The sequence below is a fragment of the Mesorhizobium sp. AR02 genome, assembly GCF_024746835.1.
GTDB lineage: Bacteria > Pseudomonadota > Alphaproteobacteria > Rhizobiales > Rhizobiaceae > Mesorhizobium.
The window spans coordinates 1,927,621-1,943,322 of the sequence record NZ_CP080531.1 but is presented as its reverse complement, the minus strand read 5'-3'; the positions used below and the strand labels follow the sequence as shown (position 1 = coordinate 1,943,322).

Below are 15,702 nucleotides of genomic sequence, written 5' to 3'. Positions count from 1 at the left end.
TGGGGTAGGCACCTAGCAGGCTGTTGAAGAAGTGCACTTGCGAGCGACGAAGTCAGCTTCGTCGCCGCCATGGAAGCAGATTTGTCCGTTGATGGAGCCGTCTGGTTGGATTTCAGCCCAGCCATTGCCCTGGGCTTCGTCCATTTCGTCATTGCCTTGCCAGGAGAAGGCGACATCGTTGCCGTCGCCCGCGCCGATGATCTGCCCGGTGACGCAGCCGAAGGCGAATTCCCCGGAGCCATCGGCCGCGAACTCAATGTAGGCGGGCTCCATCATGTCGCGATAGTCCTCGACATAGTCGGGCATCGCGACAATCCGCCAGCGGCCGGTGAGGCTCATACCGGCGCTGCCAGCAGCTTGGGCAAGCGGACCAGATTGTAGGCCGCCAGGTTCAAGGTGAAGGCCGCGCCCACACGGGCGCATCCTCGCAGCTTGACCTTGGCCATGCCGGCCGAGGCCTTGATCCAGCCAAACACTTCTTCGATCCGCTTGCGGCAGCGCTGGCTGACCGCATAGCCGGCATGGGAGCGCGTGCGACCATCGATCGCCGTCACGCGAGGCTTGCCGGTTTTGCTCAGATGGCCGTCGATGGCGATGTGCGGCGTGATCTTGCGCTCGCGCAGATCCCTGATGAAAGCGCGCACGTCATAGGCCTTGTCGGCACCCAGTGTGATGCGCCGCCGCGACGGTCTGCGGTCCAACATGGCGAGCGCGGCATCACGCTCGCTCGTGCCCGTGGCCTGGGTGATGCCGCCATCGACCGCCAGCCCATGGCGGTTCTCCATCAGCGCATGCCCCATGTAGCAGAGCTTCGCCGGCTGCCCGTCGCCCTTCTTGTAGAGCCGCGCCTGCGGGTCGCTCGTGCTCTGGTGTGTGTCGTTGGAGCGCTTCTCCTTATGAAAGCCGCGCTCGGCATTGCGCTCCGCTCCATCTGGACCGTTGTCGTCTCCGTCCTTGCGGCGGAAACTCTTGATCGAAGCCCAGGCCTCGATCAGCGTCCCGTCCACCGAGAAGTGATCCGACGACAAAAGCCGCTTCACCTTTGGCTGCGCCAGCACAGCGCGCAGAAACTTTGCCGCGATCTCACCTTCCAACAGCCGATCCCGGTTCTTGGTGAAGCTCGAATGATCCCAGGCCGGATCGTCAACGCCAAGCCCCACGAACCAGCGAAACAGGAGATCGAACTCCATCCGCTCCATCAACTGGCGCTCCGAACGAATGCCGTAGAAGGCCTGCAACAGCATCGCACGCAGCAACCGTTCCGGGGCGATCGACGGGCGGCCGAGCCCGGGTGGATAAAGCACCGCAAAATCGCCATCCATCGCGACAAGAGCCGCGTTAACGATCTCCCGTATCACCCGCAGCGGATGATCACGTCGAACCCGCGCCTCAAGATCGACATACGAAAACAGAGAGCCTGTCCGTTCGTCCGAGCCGCGCATCCACAAATCCCCAAATCATCCGGGGAGAAGTGAATCACGCTCCAAACAACCGCGCCAGCACTTCTTCAACAGCCTGCTAGAGCAATTCCAGGAAAAGTGTGAAGCGGTTTTCCGTCCGGAATTGCTTCAAAACAAAGAGATAGAGCAATTCGCCGTTTCCGTGAAACGGTGAAATGCTCTAGGCAAGACGAAGCTTGCCCGTGGAGATCGGCCGAACGCCCCGTCAGGATCGAATATAGTCTTGGGACGCCACGACCTCGCGCAGGATCCGGGCCGGATTTCCGGCCACCAGGCTTCGCGGGGGAACGCTCTTTGTGACGACCGATCCGGCACCGATGACGCTATGGTCGCCAAGCTCGACGCCGGGCAGAATTATGGAATTTCGACCGATCCAGACATTATCGCCGATGAGAACGGCTTTGGTCTTGACGCCTGAGCCTTCGTCGATCTCGTGATAGTTCGAATCCTGGATGACGACGCAATCGCCAATGAGGCAGTTTTTCCCGATGCTTACGCACAGCGCGGCATCGATCATGACGCCGCTGTTGACGAACGATCTCGCACCAATAGACAGCTTGCCCTTACCCGACACATGAAACCAGGACCGCGATCCGAAACCGCGAAATGAAACAAGCGAGCCAAACTCTATTCCGCCTCTTCCGGCGATGTGAGGCGGCTTTCCCAGCACGGAAACCCGATCGGCAATTTTTATGCCTCTCGCCCTCCAGACGAGCGTGAAGAGCGAACCCTTCACAAATCTTCGAATGCGGTAGACGTTCACGACGCCCTCTCTTCGTTCGACCGCGGCGGTATCGTCACGCGGGCAGGTTTGTGAGTCGAGGGTAATAGGCGTGGCCTGGGATTGCTTCGATGGACAGTCGGCTTGCGCCCGCGAGAACTGCCTTTAAAAAACGCCTGAAACGCTCCGATGCTCTTTGTCGAAATCCTACTGGCTGGCCAGCGGTGCCAGCTTGACCTTGATCACGTCGCCGGGCAGAACCGGTGTTTCTTCCTTCGCCGCGATTTCGCTGGTCTTGCCGTCGACATTGCGCACCAGCGAATAGAGCAAGGTGGGCTGCTGGTCGCTGGTGATGGCGGCCGTTGTCGCGGGATCGCTGGCCTGGGCGATCAGGCCTCTTTGCATATTCACCTTCAGCGCAGCCTCGTTCAGGTCGGCTTCGGTCTGCTGGCGGTCGGCGGCGAGGGTCGAGCTCAACGTGTTCTGGGCATCGATGGCGTCCTGTGTCGCCTTGCTGATCGCCTGCTTGGCAGTGAGGATGGCTGTCTCATAGTCCAGGATCTTGCCCTGCAGGTCGGTGACGGACTGCTGCGAATCCAGGAGCCGCGAATTGGCGACCAGGCCCTTCTGCGCCAGCGGACCGATGCTGTCGAGCTGCTGCTGCGCCAGGTCGACCTGCTTCTGCTGGTTGACGATCTTCTTCTGCAGCGATTCGATTTCGGCCTGCAGAACCCCCTTGAGATCGTCGAGCGCCTCTAGCTTCAGCTTCAGCGCCTTCTGGTCTGCCGTCAGGATCGTCATCTCGTCGGCGACGATGGTCGGCAGCCTTGGGTCGGCCTCGACCTCCTTCGGCGCCTCAAAGCTCGTCTTGCCGGCCAGATCGGCATCGATGCGGGCACGCCTGACGAGCAGCCGGACGCGCTGGTCATCGGAGATATCGAAATTGCCCTTGGCGGTGACCAGGTCTTTGCCGAGCTGGGGACCGTAATCGGTGCTGCGCCTGATGCCGCCGGCGACGCTGATCGCCTTCAGCACGGTCAGATCGGGCACATAGGGAAACTGGCCGGGGTTCTGCACTTCGCCCGCGATATAGAAGGGCCGGAACTGCGCCATCTCGACCGAGGCCTCGGGCTTGTCCGACAGAGCGAGCTTGCGCTGCAGTGCCTCGCCGATTGCCGCCGCGACTTCCGCAGTGGTCTTGCCAGCCGCCGGCAACTCGCCGACGAAAGGCACCGACAGCGTTCCGCCCGGGCCGACCGTGTATTGGCCGTTCACCGCCGTCCAGTCGCGGAAGGTGCCTTCCACGGTCTGCCATTCGGCGATGCGGATGGTGAGCTTGTCCTGCGAGCCCAGGTGGTAGTCGTCGGCTGCGGCGATCCGGGGAAGAAAAGCGAGCGACACCGCAAGGCAGGTGGCCATGAGCCGAGAGCGGCCGGAAAAGCGGCCGCTGCCAAAGGCTTCGAACATATCTGTTTTCAACTGAACGTTCCGATCCGTTTTAGCCCCATCGCCCGATGAGCTTGCCGCCGGATGTCTTGTGCCGGCGGCCGGTCAGTAAGAGCCGCGTGACATCCAGACGGCCGGCACGGTCTTGATGATGATGCGCACGTCGCCGAACAGCGACCAGTTCTCGACATAGTGGCGGTCGAAGGCGACGCGGCTGTCGTAGGAGACGTCGTTGCGGCCGCTGACCTGCCACAGGCCGGTCAGGCCGGGCCGCGACTTCAGATAGTAGACGGCGGCGCTGCCGTAGATTTCCAGTTCGTCGCGCACCACCGGGCGAGGCCCGACGAGGCTCATGTCGCCCTGCAGGATGTTGATGATCTGCGGCAGTTCATCGAGGCTGAGCTTCCGCAACACCGCGCCGACACGGGTGACGCGCGGATCGTTCTTCAGCTTGCGGGTCGCTATCCATTCCGCATTGGCGTCCGGGTTGGTGGCGAGATAGGCGGCCAGCACCTTGTCGCCGTTCGGAACCATGGTGCGGAATTTCAGGCACGGAAAAATCCGTCCGCCGCGACCGATTCGCCGATGACCGTAGAAAATCGATCCGCCGTCGGAAAACTTGACCAGCAACGCTATCATGATGAACAGCGGGCTAAGAGCGATCAGACCAACCAGTGAGCCGGCAATATCGAAGCTGCGCTTGATGAGGCCGCCGATTGGCGGCGGAAAATCGGTGTCAGCCTGCGAAAAGCCCGCCGTGGCCGACTTGGCAATATCCCTCATGCGGAAACTCCATGCGTTGAACGAATGGTTCACCACACGATACCAAAAAAATGTTGCAGCGCAACACACAATTTCCCGGGCCACTGAAATAGTCGCGTCATGAATTGACTAAATAATAAGCTAGCAATGCACATTTTTCAGGATGGTTAGCACATTTGTGACAAGAAATGGGCAAGCGGAAAAAAATGCGGACCTTTTTGGGGCGATTTTTGGGCAGGCCGTTCTCAATGGCCGGGAACGGTACATATTAGTGCTTTAGGAAGGGGCGAAGTTCGCGACTATTAACATAAAATACTACATAATATTGTTAGTTGTACTGAAAAGGGCCGGTGGCTGCAGGTTGAGTGAATTGCGGTGGTGTGCGTTGCAGCATGATAGAGTCGATCGCGCAAGCTCAATCAAAAATATGTGCGGTTGCCCTTGCCGCCTCCTGCTCGCCTTAATAGAATTGCAAATTATACCTGTCAGAGTGGCGACAGGTTGAAAGGCCGGAAGCAACCGGTCGATAGCGGGCACCTTTACAAGCCCGCAGAACAAGGGACGGCGCTCGGGTGGGGCTATCGTTTGATATAACCCGGGCCGGTTTATGGGCTGTTGGGTATGTCGCTTCCAAAATTCATCGTTGGGATGATTTTCGCTCTCGCAATCGTTGTTGCCTGGTCCTGGCTCGGCGGCGCTTCGCTGGGCACGACACTGTTGCGCGTCATCATATGCGCCGTGATCATCCAGGCCGGCTATTTCGTGCTCGTCTATACCATGATCGCCAGGAGTGCGCCGACGCCGGCTGACAGGCTGCGTGAAGCCGAGAGACAGCTGAGCACGCCCGACGTGGCCGAAGGTGAGAAGCTGGGCAGCGCCCGCCGCAGCCTGCATTAGGTCTTCGTCAGAAAGGGCCTGACCTCAAGCCACATTGGCAGGTTCGGTTTCCGACTGTTCTCCCGACAGCATCCTGGACAGCCGGCTCGCCGGCTTCGCCTTCAGCCGCTGATACTGTCCGACTTCCACGACACGGCCGTCTTCCATCGCCACCACCCAGTCAGCGAAGGCGATCATCGATGGCCGGTGCGCGATGGTCAGGATGGTCATCGCACCGCGCAATCCGTCGATCGAGCGGGCGATCAGCGACTGGTTCTGCCAGTCGAGCGCGCTGGTCGCCTCGTCGAGGATGAGCAGCGACGGCTTGCGCAGCAGCGCGCGCGCAAGCGCGATGCGCTGACGCTCGCCGCCGGAGAGGCGCACGCCGCGGTCGCCGACGATCGTGTCGAGCCGCTGATCGAGCCGTTCGACGAATTCGCCGGCGTGAGCGGCGCGCAACGCGGTCCACAGATCGTCGTCGCCGGCTTGCGGCGCGGCTAGGCGCAGGTTCGCCGCGATCGTGTCATGCAGCAGGAACACGTCCTGCGGCACATAGGCCACCTGGTCGCGCCAGCGCCGGCGATTGCTGGCATCGATCTCGACGCCGTCGACGAGGATCTTGCCGGCAGTCGGTTCGAGCAGGCCGAGCAGCATGTCGGCGATCGTGCTCTTGCCCGATCCCGAGGGGCCGATCAGGGCGGTGACCTTGCCGGCCGGAAGCCCGAAGGTGATGTCGTTCACCACCGTCTTGCCGGTGCCGTCGTCGTAGCCGAAGGAAACACCGCGAATATTCAGCCCGGTATCGAGCGACAGTTTTTTGGCATCCCCAGCTTCGGCATGGCCCGGTTCGTGCTCGGCGTCGAAACGCGCTTGCAGGCTGCGCATGGCCGTATAGGCGGGCAGGTTGATCAGCACCTGCTGGGCCTGCGTCTGCATGTCCATGAAGCGCGGCGCGATGCGCATGAAAACCAGCAGCAGCACGACAATCTCGGCCAGTGACAGGTTGAAGCGGACCAGCGCCACATAGAATGAACAGGCTGAGGCCCACGACACTCGCCACCTGGAACACGGCGGTGCCGATCGAGCTGTTGCTGACATAGTCGATGTTGTCGGCCTTCATCTTTTCCAGCGTCGCCTGCAACTGCGCGAAATAGCTGGCCTCGACATTCAGGCTCTTGGCCACCTTGATGCCGCCGAGAAATTCCGAGACCGTCCGGTACTGATCCTGGCGATTGCTGGTGAGGACACGCCCGAAAGCGGTGGCGCGTGCGCGAAACGGCTGCAGCGCTATAAACATCACGATGCCGATGACGATCGCAAACGCCGTCATGACCGGCGAGATGAACATGGAGATCACGAGATAGCCCACCAAAAGCACTGATATCTGCACCAGCATCAGCAGCGAGAAGGCGGCGCCCTGGACGCGATCGATGTCGCCAGTCAGGGCGTGGTCGAGATCCGAGCTGCGCATGCGCGAGAACACGCCCCAGCGCGCCTTGCCGATGCTCTCGAACAGGTTCATGCGCAAGCGGTTGATGAAATCGAAGAGAAGCCTGGCCATGTAGACCGACTTGAAGCGGTTGAACGCTGCCTGCACGGCAACGAGCCCGACCAGCGCGCACAACACCGTCGTCAGCTGCAGCGTTCCGTCCGGCACCAGCCAGCGTACGAAATCATTGTTCGGCAACCGCACCGCGAAATCCTGGTCGGCGCGGCCGACCAGGTGCAGCAGCGGCACAAGCAGCAGGATCGAGATGCCTTCCGTCAGGCTGCCGAGGATCAGGAACAGCAGTGCCGTCCAGGTCCGCCGCCCGCCGATCTGGGCGATGACGGCGCCGAACGCGGCGACATCGCGAAACAGCGACAGGCGAAGGATTGAGGACTTCGACATGATGGCGCTCACCGTTTCCGGCGGCCAGCTGCCAGATCCCCGGCCACCGGATCCTGGGCCGCCAGATCGGTTTCGATCAGCTCCACCGCCTCGCCAATCCTGTCGAGGCCGGTCGGAACTTCCAGCCGGAACACACCGACATGGTTAGCGATTGCTGAACATTGGCGAAAATGCAGCGCTGCGAAATCGCCGGACAGCGCCGCCCGGCCGAACCGCGTCACATAGGAGAATTTGATGATCGCCGGCAGGGCGGCGATGCCGGGCAAGGCCGTGATCCCGGCCCTTTGGCCGCGCTCGAGGACATAGATCCTGGTCGCCGGCACCGTGCCGTTGGAGAAGGCGCCGTGCAGGCGATGCTGCATCTTCTCGATCTGCGGATGTACTTGCGGCCGCACCTCTGCCCGGCCAAGCGAAATCGCGGCCGCGGCGTCGGCGGCAAGCTTGATCTGGGGAAAGCCCGCAACGATCATCGGCGTCTCGGGTTTGGCGAGATCCAGCGCCACGACATCGTCGGTAAGCAATTCATGACCGGCCCGGATCAGCGCGCTTGCCGTCGTCGATTTGCCGGCGCCCTTGTCACCCATGAAGATGGCGCCCCTGCCGGCCACCGCAACGGCGCTGGCATGCAGGACGAGCAGGCCGCGCCGGTGCAGCAGCAGCGCCATCACCGGCCCGAGCAGTGGGAAGGCCAGCAGCGCGTCGTCGACGCCGGGCGCGGGCTCGATGTCGATGCGGCCGAAATCGCTGATCAGGAAGGCGCCGACGGCATGCCATGCCAGATATTGCCGGTCGTGCTCGAAGCGGAAGATTGTCGCGGTCTCGGGCGAAGGCTTCGGCATGTCGATCGTGCCGATCGCGATCAGTATATCCGCTGGCGCCGGCTCCGCCGGCTCCAGTTCGGGCAGCGCTACGTCGGACGCGATGGTCAGACCATAGGCCCGGTAGTATCGCCGCTCCCGCATCATCCCGGCATGAGGAGCAGGATCACCAGGATATGTGGCGAGCGGCTGGTTGCGGGGCATTATGCGGGGCTCCCGGCGTGCTGGACCTGCCGCAGCCACAGCGACAGCGAAGCCGAACGCCAGACATATTGGACATCGAGCGGTGCTGCCTGATCGGGTTGGCTGAGCAGCCGCGCATAGGCGGCGCTCACCTGTGGCAGGTTGACATAGGGCGCGATGCGGCCGGCATCCGAAACCAGCAGCTGTTCCAGGAGGTCGCGATGGTTGCGTACCATGCCGTTGACGAGATTGGCGGTGAAATCGATCTTGGTGCGTCGCCACTGCACCGCCGCCGGCAGGATGCCCTCCATGGCCCGACGCAACACATAGCGGCCAAAGCCGTGGCTGAGTTTCTCCTCGCCCGGCAGCGCCAGGCAGAATTCGACCAGCGGCTTGTCCCAGAAGGGATAACGCGGCTCGACGCCGAAATTGGCCGCCGCCTTGTCGAGCACCTCGAAAGAGTGCGGCACATAGCCGTTGGACAGGATCCAGCGATGGCTGAGCGCGTCGCTGGCCTGGACGCCGGGCGGCATATAGCCGGCCCGGTGGAAGCGGTCGATAAGTTCGGTCCGCCTGGCCAGGTCCGGATTGATCAGGTCGCGCCAGCTGCGGCCGCGCTGTGTTTGCGCGGGCTTGCGTATCCTGTTGAGAGCCCGGGTCGCCAGCTGTCTCGCCTTGGCGATCCGCCAGGCCGGCCCGTAGAGGGTCAGGAACTGGAAATAGAGGCCGAGCGTGCTGTCGCCATAGGTGTTGGAGGCGCTGCGGACCTCGCGCCAAAGGTCCAGCCACCTGCCGCCATTGGCAAGCTCGTGCAGATGGCCATGTCCCTGCGAAACGACCTCGTCGCCGCCATGGCCGTCGAGCAGCACCTTGATTCCTTTGGCGCCCGCCGTCCGGTAGATGCCGCGGGTCAGCGTCAGGCCCGGCGCCAGGAAGGTGCCTTCCTGCTCCTCCAGCACGCGTTCGAATTCAGCAAAGGGCGCATAATTGCCGACGGGGATCAGCGTCGGATCGGTTTTTTGCTGATCCAGCACGGCATCGATGAAGGGCCGCTCGTCCATCGACGAACCCTTCTCGAAAATCAGCGAGAAGGTCGGCAGCTTCGGTTTCCGCTCGGCGGCGTTCTGCAGGCTGGCGACACAGGCGATCGACGAGGAATCGAGGCCGCCACTCAGCATCGCGCCGATCGACTGACTTCCGCGCATGCGGTTGCGCACCGATTGCGAAAACAGATGGGTGAATTCCTCCGCCGCATCCGACCGCAGCGGTCGCGCCGACGGCTCGATCTGCCAGTATCGGCGCAGCACCACCTGTTGCGCGGTGACAGTGAGGCTGTGACGCGCCGGCAGGCTGAAGACATCGCTGTAGGGGGTGGATTGCGGGTCGTCGGGAAGTCCGGCCAGGAATCCCGAAATGCGGCGCTCGCTGATGCGCGCACCGACCCCGTCGAGGCCAAGCATCGGCCCGATCTCGGAGGCAAAGGCAAAACACCGGTCCGCCGCATGGTAGTAGAACGGTTTGACCCCGAAATGGTCGCGCGCACAGAACAACAGCTGCCGCTCGGCGTCCCAGATGGCAAAGGCGAAATCGCCTTGCAGATGCACGGGGCTGGCTTCGCCCCAGCGCAGATAGGCCCGCATCAGCAATGTCGCGTCCGCAACCGACCTGTCGCGTATGCCGAGCCGCGCCATCAGCTCGTCGCGATTGTCCAGCCGGCAATCGGCGGTGATGGCGAGCTTGCCTCCGGCCATGGTCAGTGGGCCGGGGCCGGCTTCATCCGTGGTGTTGAGCCAGGCGTGGCCAAGGGCTACGCCGGCATCCAGCCACCATGAATTTCCGTCGGGGCCGCGATGGCGCATGCGGGCCAGCATCTGCTGGATGTCGGCCGCCGCATCCGCCGGCGCGGGGCCCTGTCGCAGCAGGATTCCGGCCACGCCGCTCATCTGCTGCCGTGGTCGACCAGATGCGCGAAACCATCGACGGAGCCGCCAAGCACGACATGGTTGTCGCTGACCAGCCAGGCATGCGCCTTCAATTGCTCGCCCGTGCCACGTTCGATGCCGATGCGGATGTTGGAGGCATTGCCCTGGCGCGCGAGAATGTATTGACCCGAAAGCGCCTGGGTAAGGCAGGTGGCGCGCGGCACGAACCGCGCAGCCGCGGCAACCCCCCAGGCGACGAGCCGCAGCTCGCCCATGCTGGCGCACTGGCGGGCGTTGAGCCGGGTCACCATGCCGCGAACACGGTTGTAGGAGAACAAGGTCAGCCCCAGCCGGATGGAGGCGACCACCAGCAGGCAATGGCAGAGGAAAAGTGCTTCCGAGCCGCTCAGGGACAGAACCCTGGCCAGGCTCCGGCTGGGCCGGCGTTTCGCAGGCCTCGGTCTTTGGTCCATCGCAGGTCTTTGCCGCGAGATCATGGCCTTTTGCGCAGCCTGCCTAGACAAGTGCCTCATGCTGCAGCCTCACAAGTCCGTTCTCAGTCAGGCCTTTCAGCAAGGCGTCGACGTCGGCCTTGCAGCGCTCGGCGTCGACATTGTAGCGCTCAAGCACGGCGCCGCGGATATTGGCGATCGACTTCGGCTCCTGGATCAGCTCCCAGATGAACGCACCGACGCCGTTGAGGCTGTAATAGATGTTGGATTTCAGGTTGAGCAGCGCGAGGCCATCGCCGAATTCGCAAGCCACGGCGTCCTTCGTGGCATTTACGATATCGTGCTCGGATGGGTTCCAGTTCATCCCAAAACCTCATTTGCAACACACGGTCTACGCGTCGTCAGTCGAAGAAGGAAAGTCGGGGATTTTCATCCCCGGCTCCATTTTTTCTTGGATCCCGGAGGCCCAACGTCACTCCTCCAGGATCAGGCTAGTCTCAGGAGAACGTCAGGTCGCCAATTGGGGTGTGCGCGGGAAACGACGCGTCGATTGCCGTGCTGCCACCGCCGCCCTGGGTGATGGTTTCAATGGAACCATGTACCGTCAGGCTTGGCGTTTCGTACTCGTGCTTTTCAACATTCTGTTCCATTTTACTCTCCAATGAGGACTGGAAACGGCCTGTCGAGTGCCGTCAGCACTTTCATGCTGCGATGCAATAGCTGCATGGCAACATTTATGAGTCAAGCCTGATTTACCTGCGGTTAATCAATTACGGGTTGCGGGCGTCACCATGCGTGTGCGGAGTGCTCAAAATTCCGCCTCTTTCGGGCTGAAACCATGTGCGGTCGGGCGTTGCGCTGATGATTCTTTAAGCAATTGATTTTGCTTGCATAAAAAATTCGTAGCGTTGATGCTTTTTTAGGCGCCGCTAAAAAGATGGATTTCTGTTAGCCGACCCGTGGTTGTGACCGGCCAAAACGCCTCGATAGAGCCGGAATTCAGTCGTATATTGCGCGATCCTCGGAAGGTCGGCAAACGCTCTGGTTGCAAAATTTCGCACTGCGAAAGGAAAGACTTTACGGCGTCGAGGTTTTTGAGGATGCTTTGCTTCGCACTTGCAGCATACGCGTCGCGCAAACCGCTTTTTGGAGACAATGCGCTTAATGGCCTTGCCGGAAAGTTCCTATGAACGACTGCGCGCCGCTGATTGCGGCGACGAGATTGCCTATGTGAAGGCCTGCCTGCGGTTGTATTTCGCTGGACCGACGGCCTCGGCCGGCGAGGTGTCGACACCGAGCCTTTCCGCCGCCGCCGTCGCCGATATCGCCAGGCTGAACAAGGTCGCCACCTTCGTTCTGAAGGCGCTGTCGCGCCTCCCGGCGGGTGACAGGCCGGCTGAGCTTTTCCAATGGCTCGGCACCTATCGCCGGCAGACGGTTTCGATGAACGCCGCCTGCCTGATGGATTCGATGGCGATCCACCAGGCGCTGCGCGACAGGCAGATCGATTTCGTCTTTCTCAAAGGTCCGTTCCAGCAGCATCTGCTCTACGACGACCATTTCATGAAGCCTTCGGGCGATGTCGACATCCTGGTTTCCCCTGCCGGGTTCTCAAAAGCGCGCGATGCACTACGCTCGATCGGCTATGAGGTCGCTGGCAAGTCGCGCTCGGTCTGGTGGGTTCGTTTCCTTGGCGAACAGCACATGATCCGCGGCAACGGGCCGAAATCGTCCACGGTCGACCTTCACTATCGCCTCCAGCAGCCCGGCTCGCCCAGTCCGCGCGATGCCGACGGCTTCCTGCGGCGCAAACGGCTGGTCGAGATCACCGGCACTGAAGTGCCGTTCACGTCGGTCGCCGACACGCTGATGCTCTCCTGCATCAGCGTCGCCAAGGCACTGTTCAACCGCGAACCCTGCGCCGGTTATGTCTGCGACATCAGGGCCAGCGCCAACCGTCTCGACGAGGCCGATCAGCGCCGTGTTCTCGATGCGGCGGTGAGCCAGGGGCTGGACGATACGCTGCTGCTCGGCCTGCGCGCCGCCGATGTGCTGCTGGGCGGCACCGGCACGCTTTTGTCGGAGCGGGCCAAGCCGATCCTGTCGCGCATCGGCAATGAGGACCTGCTCAACATGGTCATCGCGCCATGGCTGTCATCCTTGCGATGGCCGCAGCGGCGAACGGTGTTGTGGGAATTGTGCGGCAGGGCTCCCGTCCGCTACCTGGCCGAGGCCGGCTGGGCAGCGTCGGCGGACATCAGCCGCCGCATCTTCGAGCGGCCCGCCAGTCCGTGATGGCGGTGGCGTCGCAATACGTACAGGGCGAGGGCATATCGGAACCTGTGCAAGAGGCAAAACCCATGTCGATGACGAAATCCGAGGTCTGCGTGATCATCGCGGCCAAAAATGCGGGGCGCACGATCGCGGTCGCCATCGCATCCGCGTTGCGCGAACCTGAGGTGGCCGAGGTCGTCGTCGTCGACGACGGCTCCACCGACAATACGGCCGACATCGCCCGCTCCGCCGACGACGGCAGTGCCCGGCTCAAGGTCATGCGCCTTGACGTCAATCGCGGCCCGTCCTTCGCCCGCAATGCCGCCATCGCCGGCTCAAAAGCGCCGTTCATCAGCATTCTGGATGCCGACGACTTTTTCCTCAAGGGCCGGTTCCGCAACCTGTTTGCCGCCGCCGATTGGGATTTCGCGGCCGACAACATCATGCTCATCAGGGATGACGCGACGAGTGACGCAACCAAAATCGTCGCCCCCGATTTTGCCGCCGATCCGGAATTCCTCGACTTCGAGCGCTTCGTCGAAGGCAACATCTCCAGGCGTCGCGTGCAGCGAGGCGAGCTTGGCTTCCTGAAGCCCGTGATCAGCCGCGCTTTCCTTGACCGGCACCGATTGCGCTACGACGAGAGCCTGCGCCTGGGCGAGGATTACGAGCTCTACGCCCGCGCGGTCGCCCTCGGCGCACGGTTCAAGATCATCCGCTCCTGCGGTTACGGCGCTTTCGTGCGCGCCGATTCGCTCAGCGGCCGCCACAAGACGCAGGATCTGAAGCGGCTGGCCGATGCGGATCTGGCACTGCTGGCGATCGACAGCCTGCCGGAAGGCTCCAAGGCGGTGCTGCGGCGGCACGAGCGGCATGTGCGCGACAAATACCGGCTGCGCAATTTCCTCGACGTGAAGGCCGAGCGCGGGCTCGCTTCGGCCGCGGCCTATGCCTTCGCAAGTCAATCCAACCTGGTCCCCATCGTCCAGGGCGTGGCGTCCGACAAGCTCGAGGCGCTGTTTCGTCGCGTTGGCCTTGTCTCCGGGCAAAAGCAGGTGCCGCCGCTGCGTTTCCTGATGGCCGGGACCAATGCGGGCAAGGAACGGTAAGGCACGGGAAATTCCTGGTTTTTGCCACCAGAAGCACGCTCACCGCGCAAACCATTTCCGCCGGATTTATGAGTTTACGAATTGGGTGGTTGCCTCATCGCTCCGGGGATGGCAGTCTATGTTGCGGTGCAGCAAATCGACGACCAACCGAACTGGCCCCCGATCGGATTGGTCCGAAGTCTCTCCCATCGGTGGAGTTGGACAATGCGGTACGCGTTTTTCAGCCCCGCTTGCGGGGATCGGCCAGATGCCCGGCTCGCAAGCCGGCGGTGACAGGAATTTAAGCTCATGGCCTCGATATTCGGCTTCAGATCAAGGGACCCGGCCCGCGACCGGCAGACCGACATTGCGCGCCTCGACCGGCTGGCGAAACTGTTCGAGCAGATTGCCGCCGAGATCGAGGCCGAGAAAACCGGCCTGGAGAGCCGTTACCGCAAGACGGCGACCAACGCGGCCTTTCTCGTCGAAGCCATGGAAAACGGCTCCGCTTCCGACAGGCGCTCATCCGAGGTTAGCGCGCTGACGCAGTCGATCCTGAATTGCGAGCGCCGCATCGCGGCGTTGTCGCGCCAGAACGGCATGATGAAGGAGCTCCGCCATTCGCTGGATCTGGTTTTCGACGAGGGTGGGGCGTCCGATTCGGCCGCCGCGGTCGATTTCGCCAGGCCCGCCGGCGCCGGCCGGGCGTGACGATGGGGGCGTGAGACTGATTCAAAGGCATGACGCAAGCTTCGAAGGTATGATGCAAGCGTCAAAGGTATGATGCAGGACAGGAGAGGGAATTCGGGAGGGTCGAAGAGGAGATCAAGGTTGGCCCGTTTGGAAGCGGTTCAAACGTCGACTTTGGGTTGGGGACGCACAGCACAAAGGTGAGTTTGGTATGAATTCGGATCCGAAAACCACGTCCACGACAGCAATTGACGTAACGTCCTTCGCGCATGAGACCCGGCAAGCCGACCTCAGGCGGCTGGGCTTGATCGGCGGGCTGTTGCTGGCTGCTCTCGGCAGCCTCTTTGCGGCTCCCGCCCATGCACAGGATATCCAGTCCGCCCCCTCTTTCGTCGATGATTTCAAAAGCTTCGATCGGTCGCGCTGGTATGTGTCCGACGGCTGGAACAACGGCAGTCATCAAAATTGCACCTGGTCGAAGGGACTGGTCGCGCTTTCCGACGGAGTGCTGTCGCTCGGCTTCGAAAAGCAGAAGCTGAAGGATCGCGAGTTCGCCTGTGGTGAGATCCAGACCAAGCAGCGCTTTGGTTACGGCACCTATGAGGCGCGGCTGAAGACCGACACCGGCTCTGGCCTCAACGCAGCCTTCTTTTCCTATATCGGTCCGTCCGACAAGCAACCCTGGGACGAGATCGACTTCGAAATCCTGACCAAGGACACCTCCAAGGTGCAGGTCAACGCCTATATCGACGGCAAGGGCAAGAACGAGAAGCTGGTCGAGGTGCCGGGCGGCACTGACAAGGCCTTCAACGATTACGCCTTCGTCTGGGAGAAGGACAGTTTGCGCTGGTACGTCAACGGCCAGCTGGTGAACACCATCACCGATCCGGCCAAGCTGCCCAGCCATGCGCAGAAGATCTTCTTCAGTCTTTGGGGCAGCGACACCATGAAGGGCTGGATGGGCGCGTTCGCGGACCCCGGCCGCAAGCTTTCGCTGCGGGTCGAGCGTGTCGCCTTCACCGCGCTCGGCGAGCCATGTCAGTTTCCTGAATCGCTCGTATGCAGTGTAAAAGAGTTGGGAAAGACGAATTGAACCGGCCGGACTGAAAACGGTTCGCG

The 15,702-nt window shown here is 62.0% G+C and carries 16 protein-coding genes and 1 pseudogene; 5 read left to right on the top strand and 12 right to left on the bottom strand.

Going from position 1 to position 15,702, the window contains the following annotated elements; translation table 11 throughout:
- Positions 1-12 precede the first annotated feature (12 nt).
- The 5 genes from DBIPINDM_RS13620 to DBIPINDM_RS13600 all read right to left on the bottom strand — a co-directional run bounded on the left by DBIPINDM_RS13620 (position 13) and on the right by DBIPINDM_RS13600 (position 4,410).
- Positions 13-339, bottom strand: coding sequence for a hypothetical protein (locus DBIPINDM_RS13620; RefSeq protein WP_258582457.1), 327 nt, complete (start codon positions 337-339; stop codon positions 13-15).
- Complete coding sequence (locus tag DBIPINDM_RS13615; protein ID WP_258587741.1) at positions 336-1,442, bottom strand: IS5 family transposase; 1,107 nt, start codon at positions 1,440-1,442, stop codon at positions 336-338. Before DBIPINDM_RS13615 ends, DBIPINDM_RS13620 begins: the two co-directional genes overlap by 4 nt.
- Positions 1,443-1,665: 223 nt before the next feature.
- The gene (locus DBIPINDM_RS13610) at positions 1,666-2,223 is read right to left on the bottom strand and encodes an acyltransferase (protein ID WP_258587740.1); all 558 of its coding nucleotides are present in this window, start codon (positions 2,221-2,223) and stop codon (positions 1,666-1,668) included.
- Positions 2,224-2,388: 165 nt separating this feature from the next.
- Complete coding sequence (locus DBIPINDM_RS13605) at positions 2,389-3,648, bottom strand: polysaccharide biosynthesis/export family protein (protein WP_258587739.1); 1,260 nt, start codon at positions 3,646-3,648, stop codon at positions 2,389-2,391.
- 84 nt (positions 3,649-3,732) lie between these two features.
- On the bottom strand, positions 3,733-4,410 hold the full coding sequence (locus tag DBIPINDM_RS13600) for a sugar transferase (RefSeq protein ID WP_258587738.1): 678 nt from the start codon (positions 4,408-4,410) through the stop codon (positions 3,733-3,735).
- Positions 4,411-5,010: 600 nt separating this feature from the next.
- Here DBIPINDM_RS13600 and DBIPINDM_RS13595 point away from each other — a divergent pair.
- Complete coding sequence (locus tag DBIPINDM_RS13595; RefSeq protein WP_258587737.1) at positions 5,011-5,286, top strand: exopolysaccharide production repressor exox; 276 nt, start codon at positions 5,011-5,013, stop codon at positions 5,284-5,286.
- A gap of 24 nt (positions 5,287-5,310) precedes the next feature.
- On the opposite strand, the gene DBIPINDM_RS13590 is transcribed toward DBIPINDM_RS13595, so the two are convergent.
- The 7 genes and pseudogenes from DBIPINDM_RS13590 to DBIPINDM_RS13560 all read right to left on the bottom strand — a co-directional run bounded on the left by DBIPINDM_RS13590 (position 5,311) and on the right by DBIPINDM_RS13560 (position 11,181).
- Complete coding sequence (locus DBIPINDM_RS13590; protein ID WP_258587736.1) at positions 5,311-6,318, bottom strand: ABC transporter ATP-binding protein; 1,008 nt, start codon at positions 6,316-6,318, stop codon at positions 5,311-5,313.
- Positions 6,319-6,340: 22 nt separating this feature from the next.
- Positions 6,341-7,156, bottom strand: a pseudogene (locus tag DBIPINDM_RS13585) (ABC transporter transmembrane domain-containing protein); the annotation flags it as partial.
- A gap of 8 nt (positions 7,157-7,164) precedes the next feature.
- Complete coding sequence (locus DBIPINDM_RS13580) at positions 7,165-8,181, bottom strand: serine kinase (RefSeq protein ID WP_258589258.1); 1,017 nt, start codon at positions 8,179-8,181, stop codon at positions 7,165-7,167.
- Positions 8,178-10,100, bottom strand: a complete 1,923-nt coding sequence (locus tag DBIPINDM_RS13575) for a lasso peptide isopeptide bond-forming cyclase (RefSeq protein WP_258587735.1) — start codon at positions 10,098-10,100, stop codon at positions 8,178-8,180. The genes DBIPINDM_RS13580 and DBIPINDM_RS13575 overlap by 4 nt, the downstream gene beginning before the upstream one ends.
- Positions 10,097-10,552, bottom strand: coding sequence for a lasso peptide biosynthesis B2 protein (locus DBIPINDM_RS13570; RefSeq protein WP_258587734.1), 456 nt, complete (start codon positions 10,550-10,552; stop codon positions 10,097-10,099). Before DBIPINDM_RS13570 ends, DBIPINDM_RS13575 begins: the two co-directional genes overlap by 4 nt.
- A gap of 43 nt (positions 10,553-10,595) precedes the next feature.
- A complete protein-coding gene (locus DBIPINDM_RS13565) occupies positions 10,596-10,895 on the bottom strand; it encodes a PqqD family protein (RefSeq protein WP_258587733.1) in 300 nt (99 codons plus the stop codon).
- 133 nt (positions 10,896-11,028) lie between these two features.
- Positions 11,029-11,181, bottom strand: a complete 153-nt coding sequence (locus tag DBIPINDM_RS13560; RefSeq protein WP_010913078.1) for a lasso peptide — start codon at positions 11,179-11,181, stop codon at positions 11,029-11,031.
- A 514-nt stretch (positions 11,182-11,695) separates the two neighbouring features.
- On the opposite strand from DBIPINDM_RS13560, the gene DBIPINDM_RS13555 reads away from it, so the two are divergent.
- From DBIPINDM_RS13555 to DBIPINDM_RS13540, 4 genes are all read left to right on the top strand, one after another.
- Positions 11,696-12,826: a nucleotidyltransferase family protein gene (locus DBIPINDM_RS13555; protein ID WP_258587732.1), complete on the top strand. Its 1,131-nt coding sequence runs from the start codon at positions 11,696-11,698 to the stop codon at positions 12,824-12,826.
- Between the two features lie 65 nt (positions 12,827-12,891).
- Positions 12,892-13,914: a glycosyltransferase family 2 protein gene (locus DBIPINDM_RS13550; protein WP_258587731.1), complete on the top strand. Its 1,023-nt coding sequence runs from the start codon at positions 12,892-12,894 to the stop codon at positions 13,912-13,914.
- A 288-nt stretch (positions 13,915-14,202) separates the two neighbouring features.
- Positions 14,203-14,604: a hypothetical protein gene (locus DBIPINDM_RS13545; RefSeq protein ID WP_258587730.1), complete on the top strand. Its 402-nt coding sequence runs from the start codon at positions 14,203-14,205 to the stop codon at positions 14,602-14,604.
- A 190-nt stretch (positions 14,605-14,794) separates the two neighbouring features.
- The gene (locus DBIPINDM_RS13540; protein WP_258587729.1) at positions 14,795-15,676 is read left to right on the top strand and encodes a family 16 glycosylhydrolase; all 882 of its coding nucleotides are present in this window, start codon (positions 14,795-14,797) and stop codon (positions 15,674-15,676) included.
- Positions 15,677-15,702 lie beyond the last annotated feature (26 nt).

Bases quoted from the DNA above. Each gene is read 5' to 3' on its own strand.
- DBIPINDM_RS13620 (WP_258582457.1), bottom strand. From the start codon at position 339: ATGAGCCTCACCGGCCGCTGGCGGATTGTCGCGATGCCCGACTATGTC.
- DBIPINDM_RS13615 (WP_258587741.1), bottom strand. From the start codon at position 1,442: ATGCGCGGCTCGGACGAACGGACAGGCTCTCTGTTTTCGTATGTCGAT.
- DBIPINDM_RS13605 (WP_258587739.1), bottom strand. From the start codon at position 3,648: ATGTTCGAAGCCTTTGGCAGCGGCCGCTTTTCCGGCCGCTCTCGGCTC.
- DBIPINDM_RS13600 (WP_258587738.1), bottom strand. From the start codon at position 4,410: ATGAGGGATATTGCCAAGTCGGCCACGGCGGGCTTTTCGCAGGCTGAC.
- DBIPINDM_RS13595 (WP_258587737.1), top strand. From the start codon at position 5,011: ATGTCGCTTCCAAAATTCATCGTTGGGATGATTTTCGCTCTCGCAATC.
- DBIPINDM_RS13575 (WP_258587735.1), bottom strand. From the start codon at position 10,100: ATGAGCGGCGTGGCCGGAATCCTGCTGCGACAGGGCCCCGCGCCGGCG.
- DBIPINDM_RS13570 (WP_258587734.1), bottom strand. From the start codon at position 10,552: ATGGACCAAAGACCGAGGCCTGCGAAACGCCGGCCCAGCCGGAGCCTG.
- DBIPINDM_RS13565 (WP_258587733.1), bottom strand. From the start codon at position 10,895: ATGAACTGGAACCCATCCGAGCACGATATCGTAAATGCCACGAAGGAC.
- DBIPINDM_RS13560 (WP_010913078.1), bottom strand. From the start codon at position 11,181: ATGGAACAGAATGTTGAAAAGCACGAGTACGAAACGCCAAGCCTGACG.
- DBIPINDM_RS13555 (WP_258587732.1), top strand. From the start codon at position 11,696: ATGGCCTTGCCGGAAAGTTCCTATGAACGACTGCGCGCCGCTGATTGC.
- DBIPINDM_RS13550 (WP_258587731.1), top strand. From the start codon at position 12,892: ATGTCGATGACGAAATCCGAGGTCTGCGTGATCATCGCGGCCAAAAAT.
- DBIPINDM_RS13545 (WP_258587730.1), top strand. From the start codon at position 14,203: ATGGCCTCGATATTCGGCTTCAGATCAAGGGACCCGGCCCGCGACCGG.
- DBIPINDM_RS13540 (WP_258587729.1), top strand. From the start codon at position 14,795: ATGAATTCGGATCCGAAAACCACGTCCACGACAGCAATTGACGTAACG.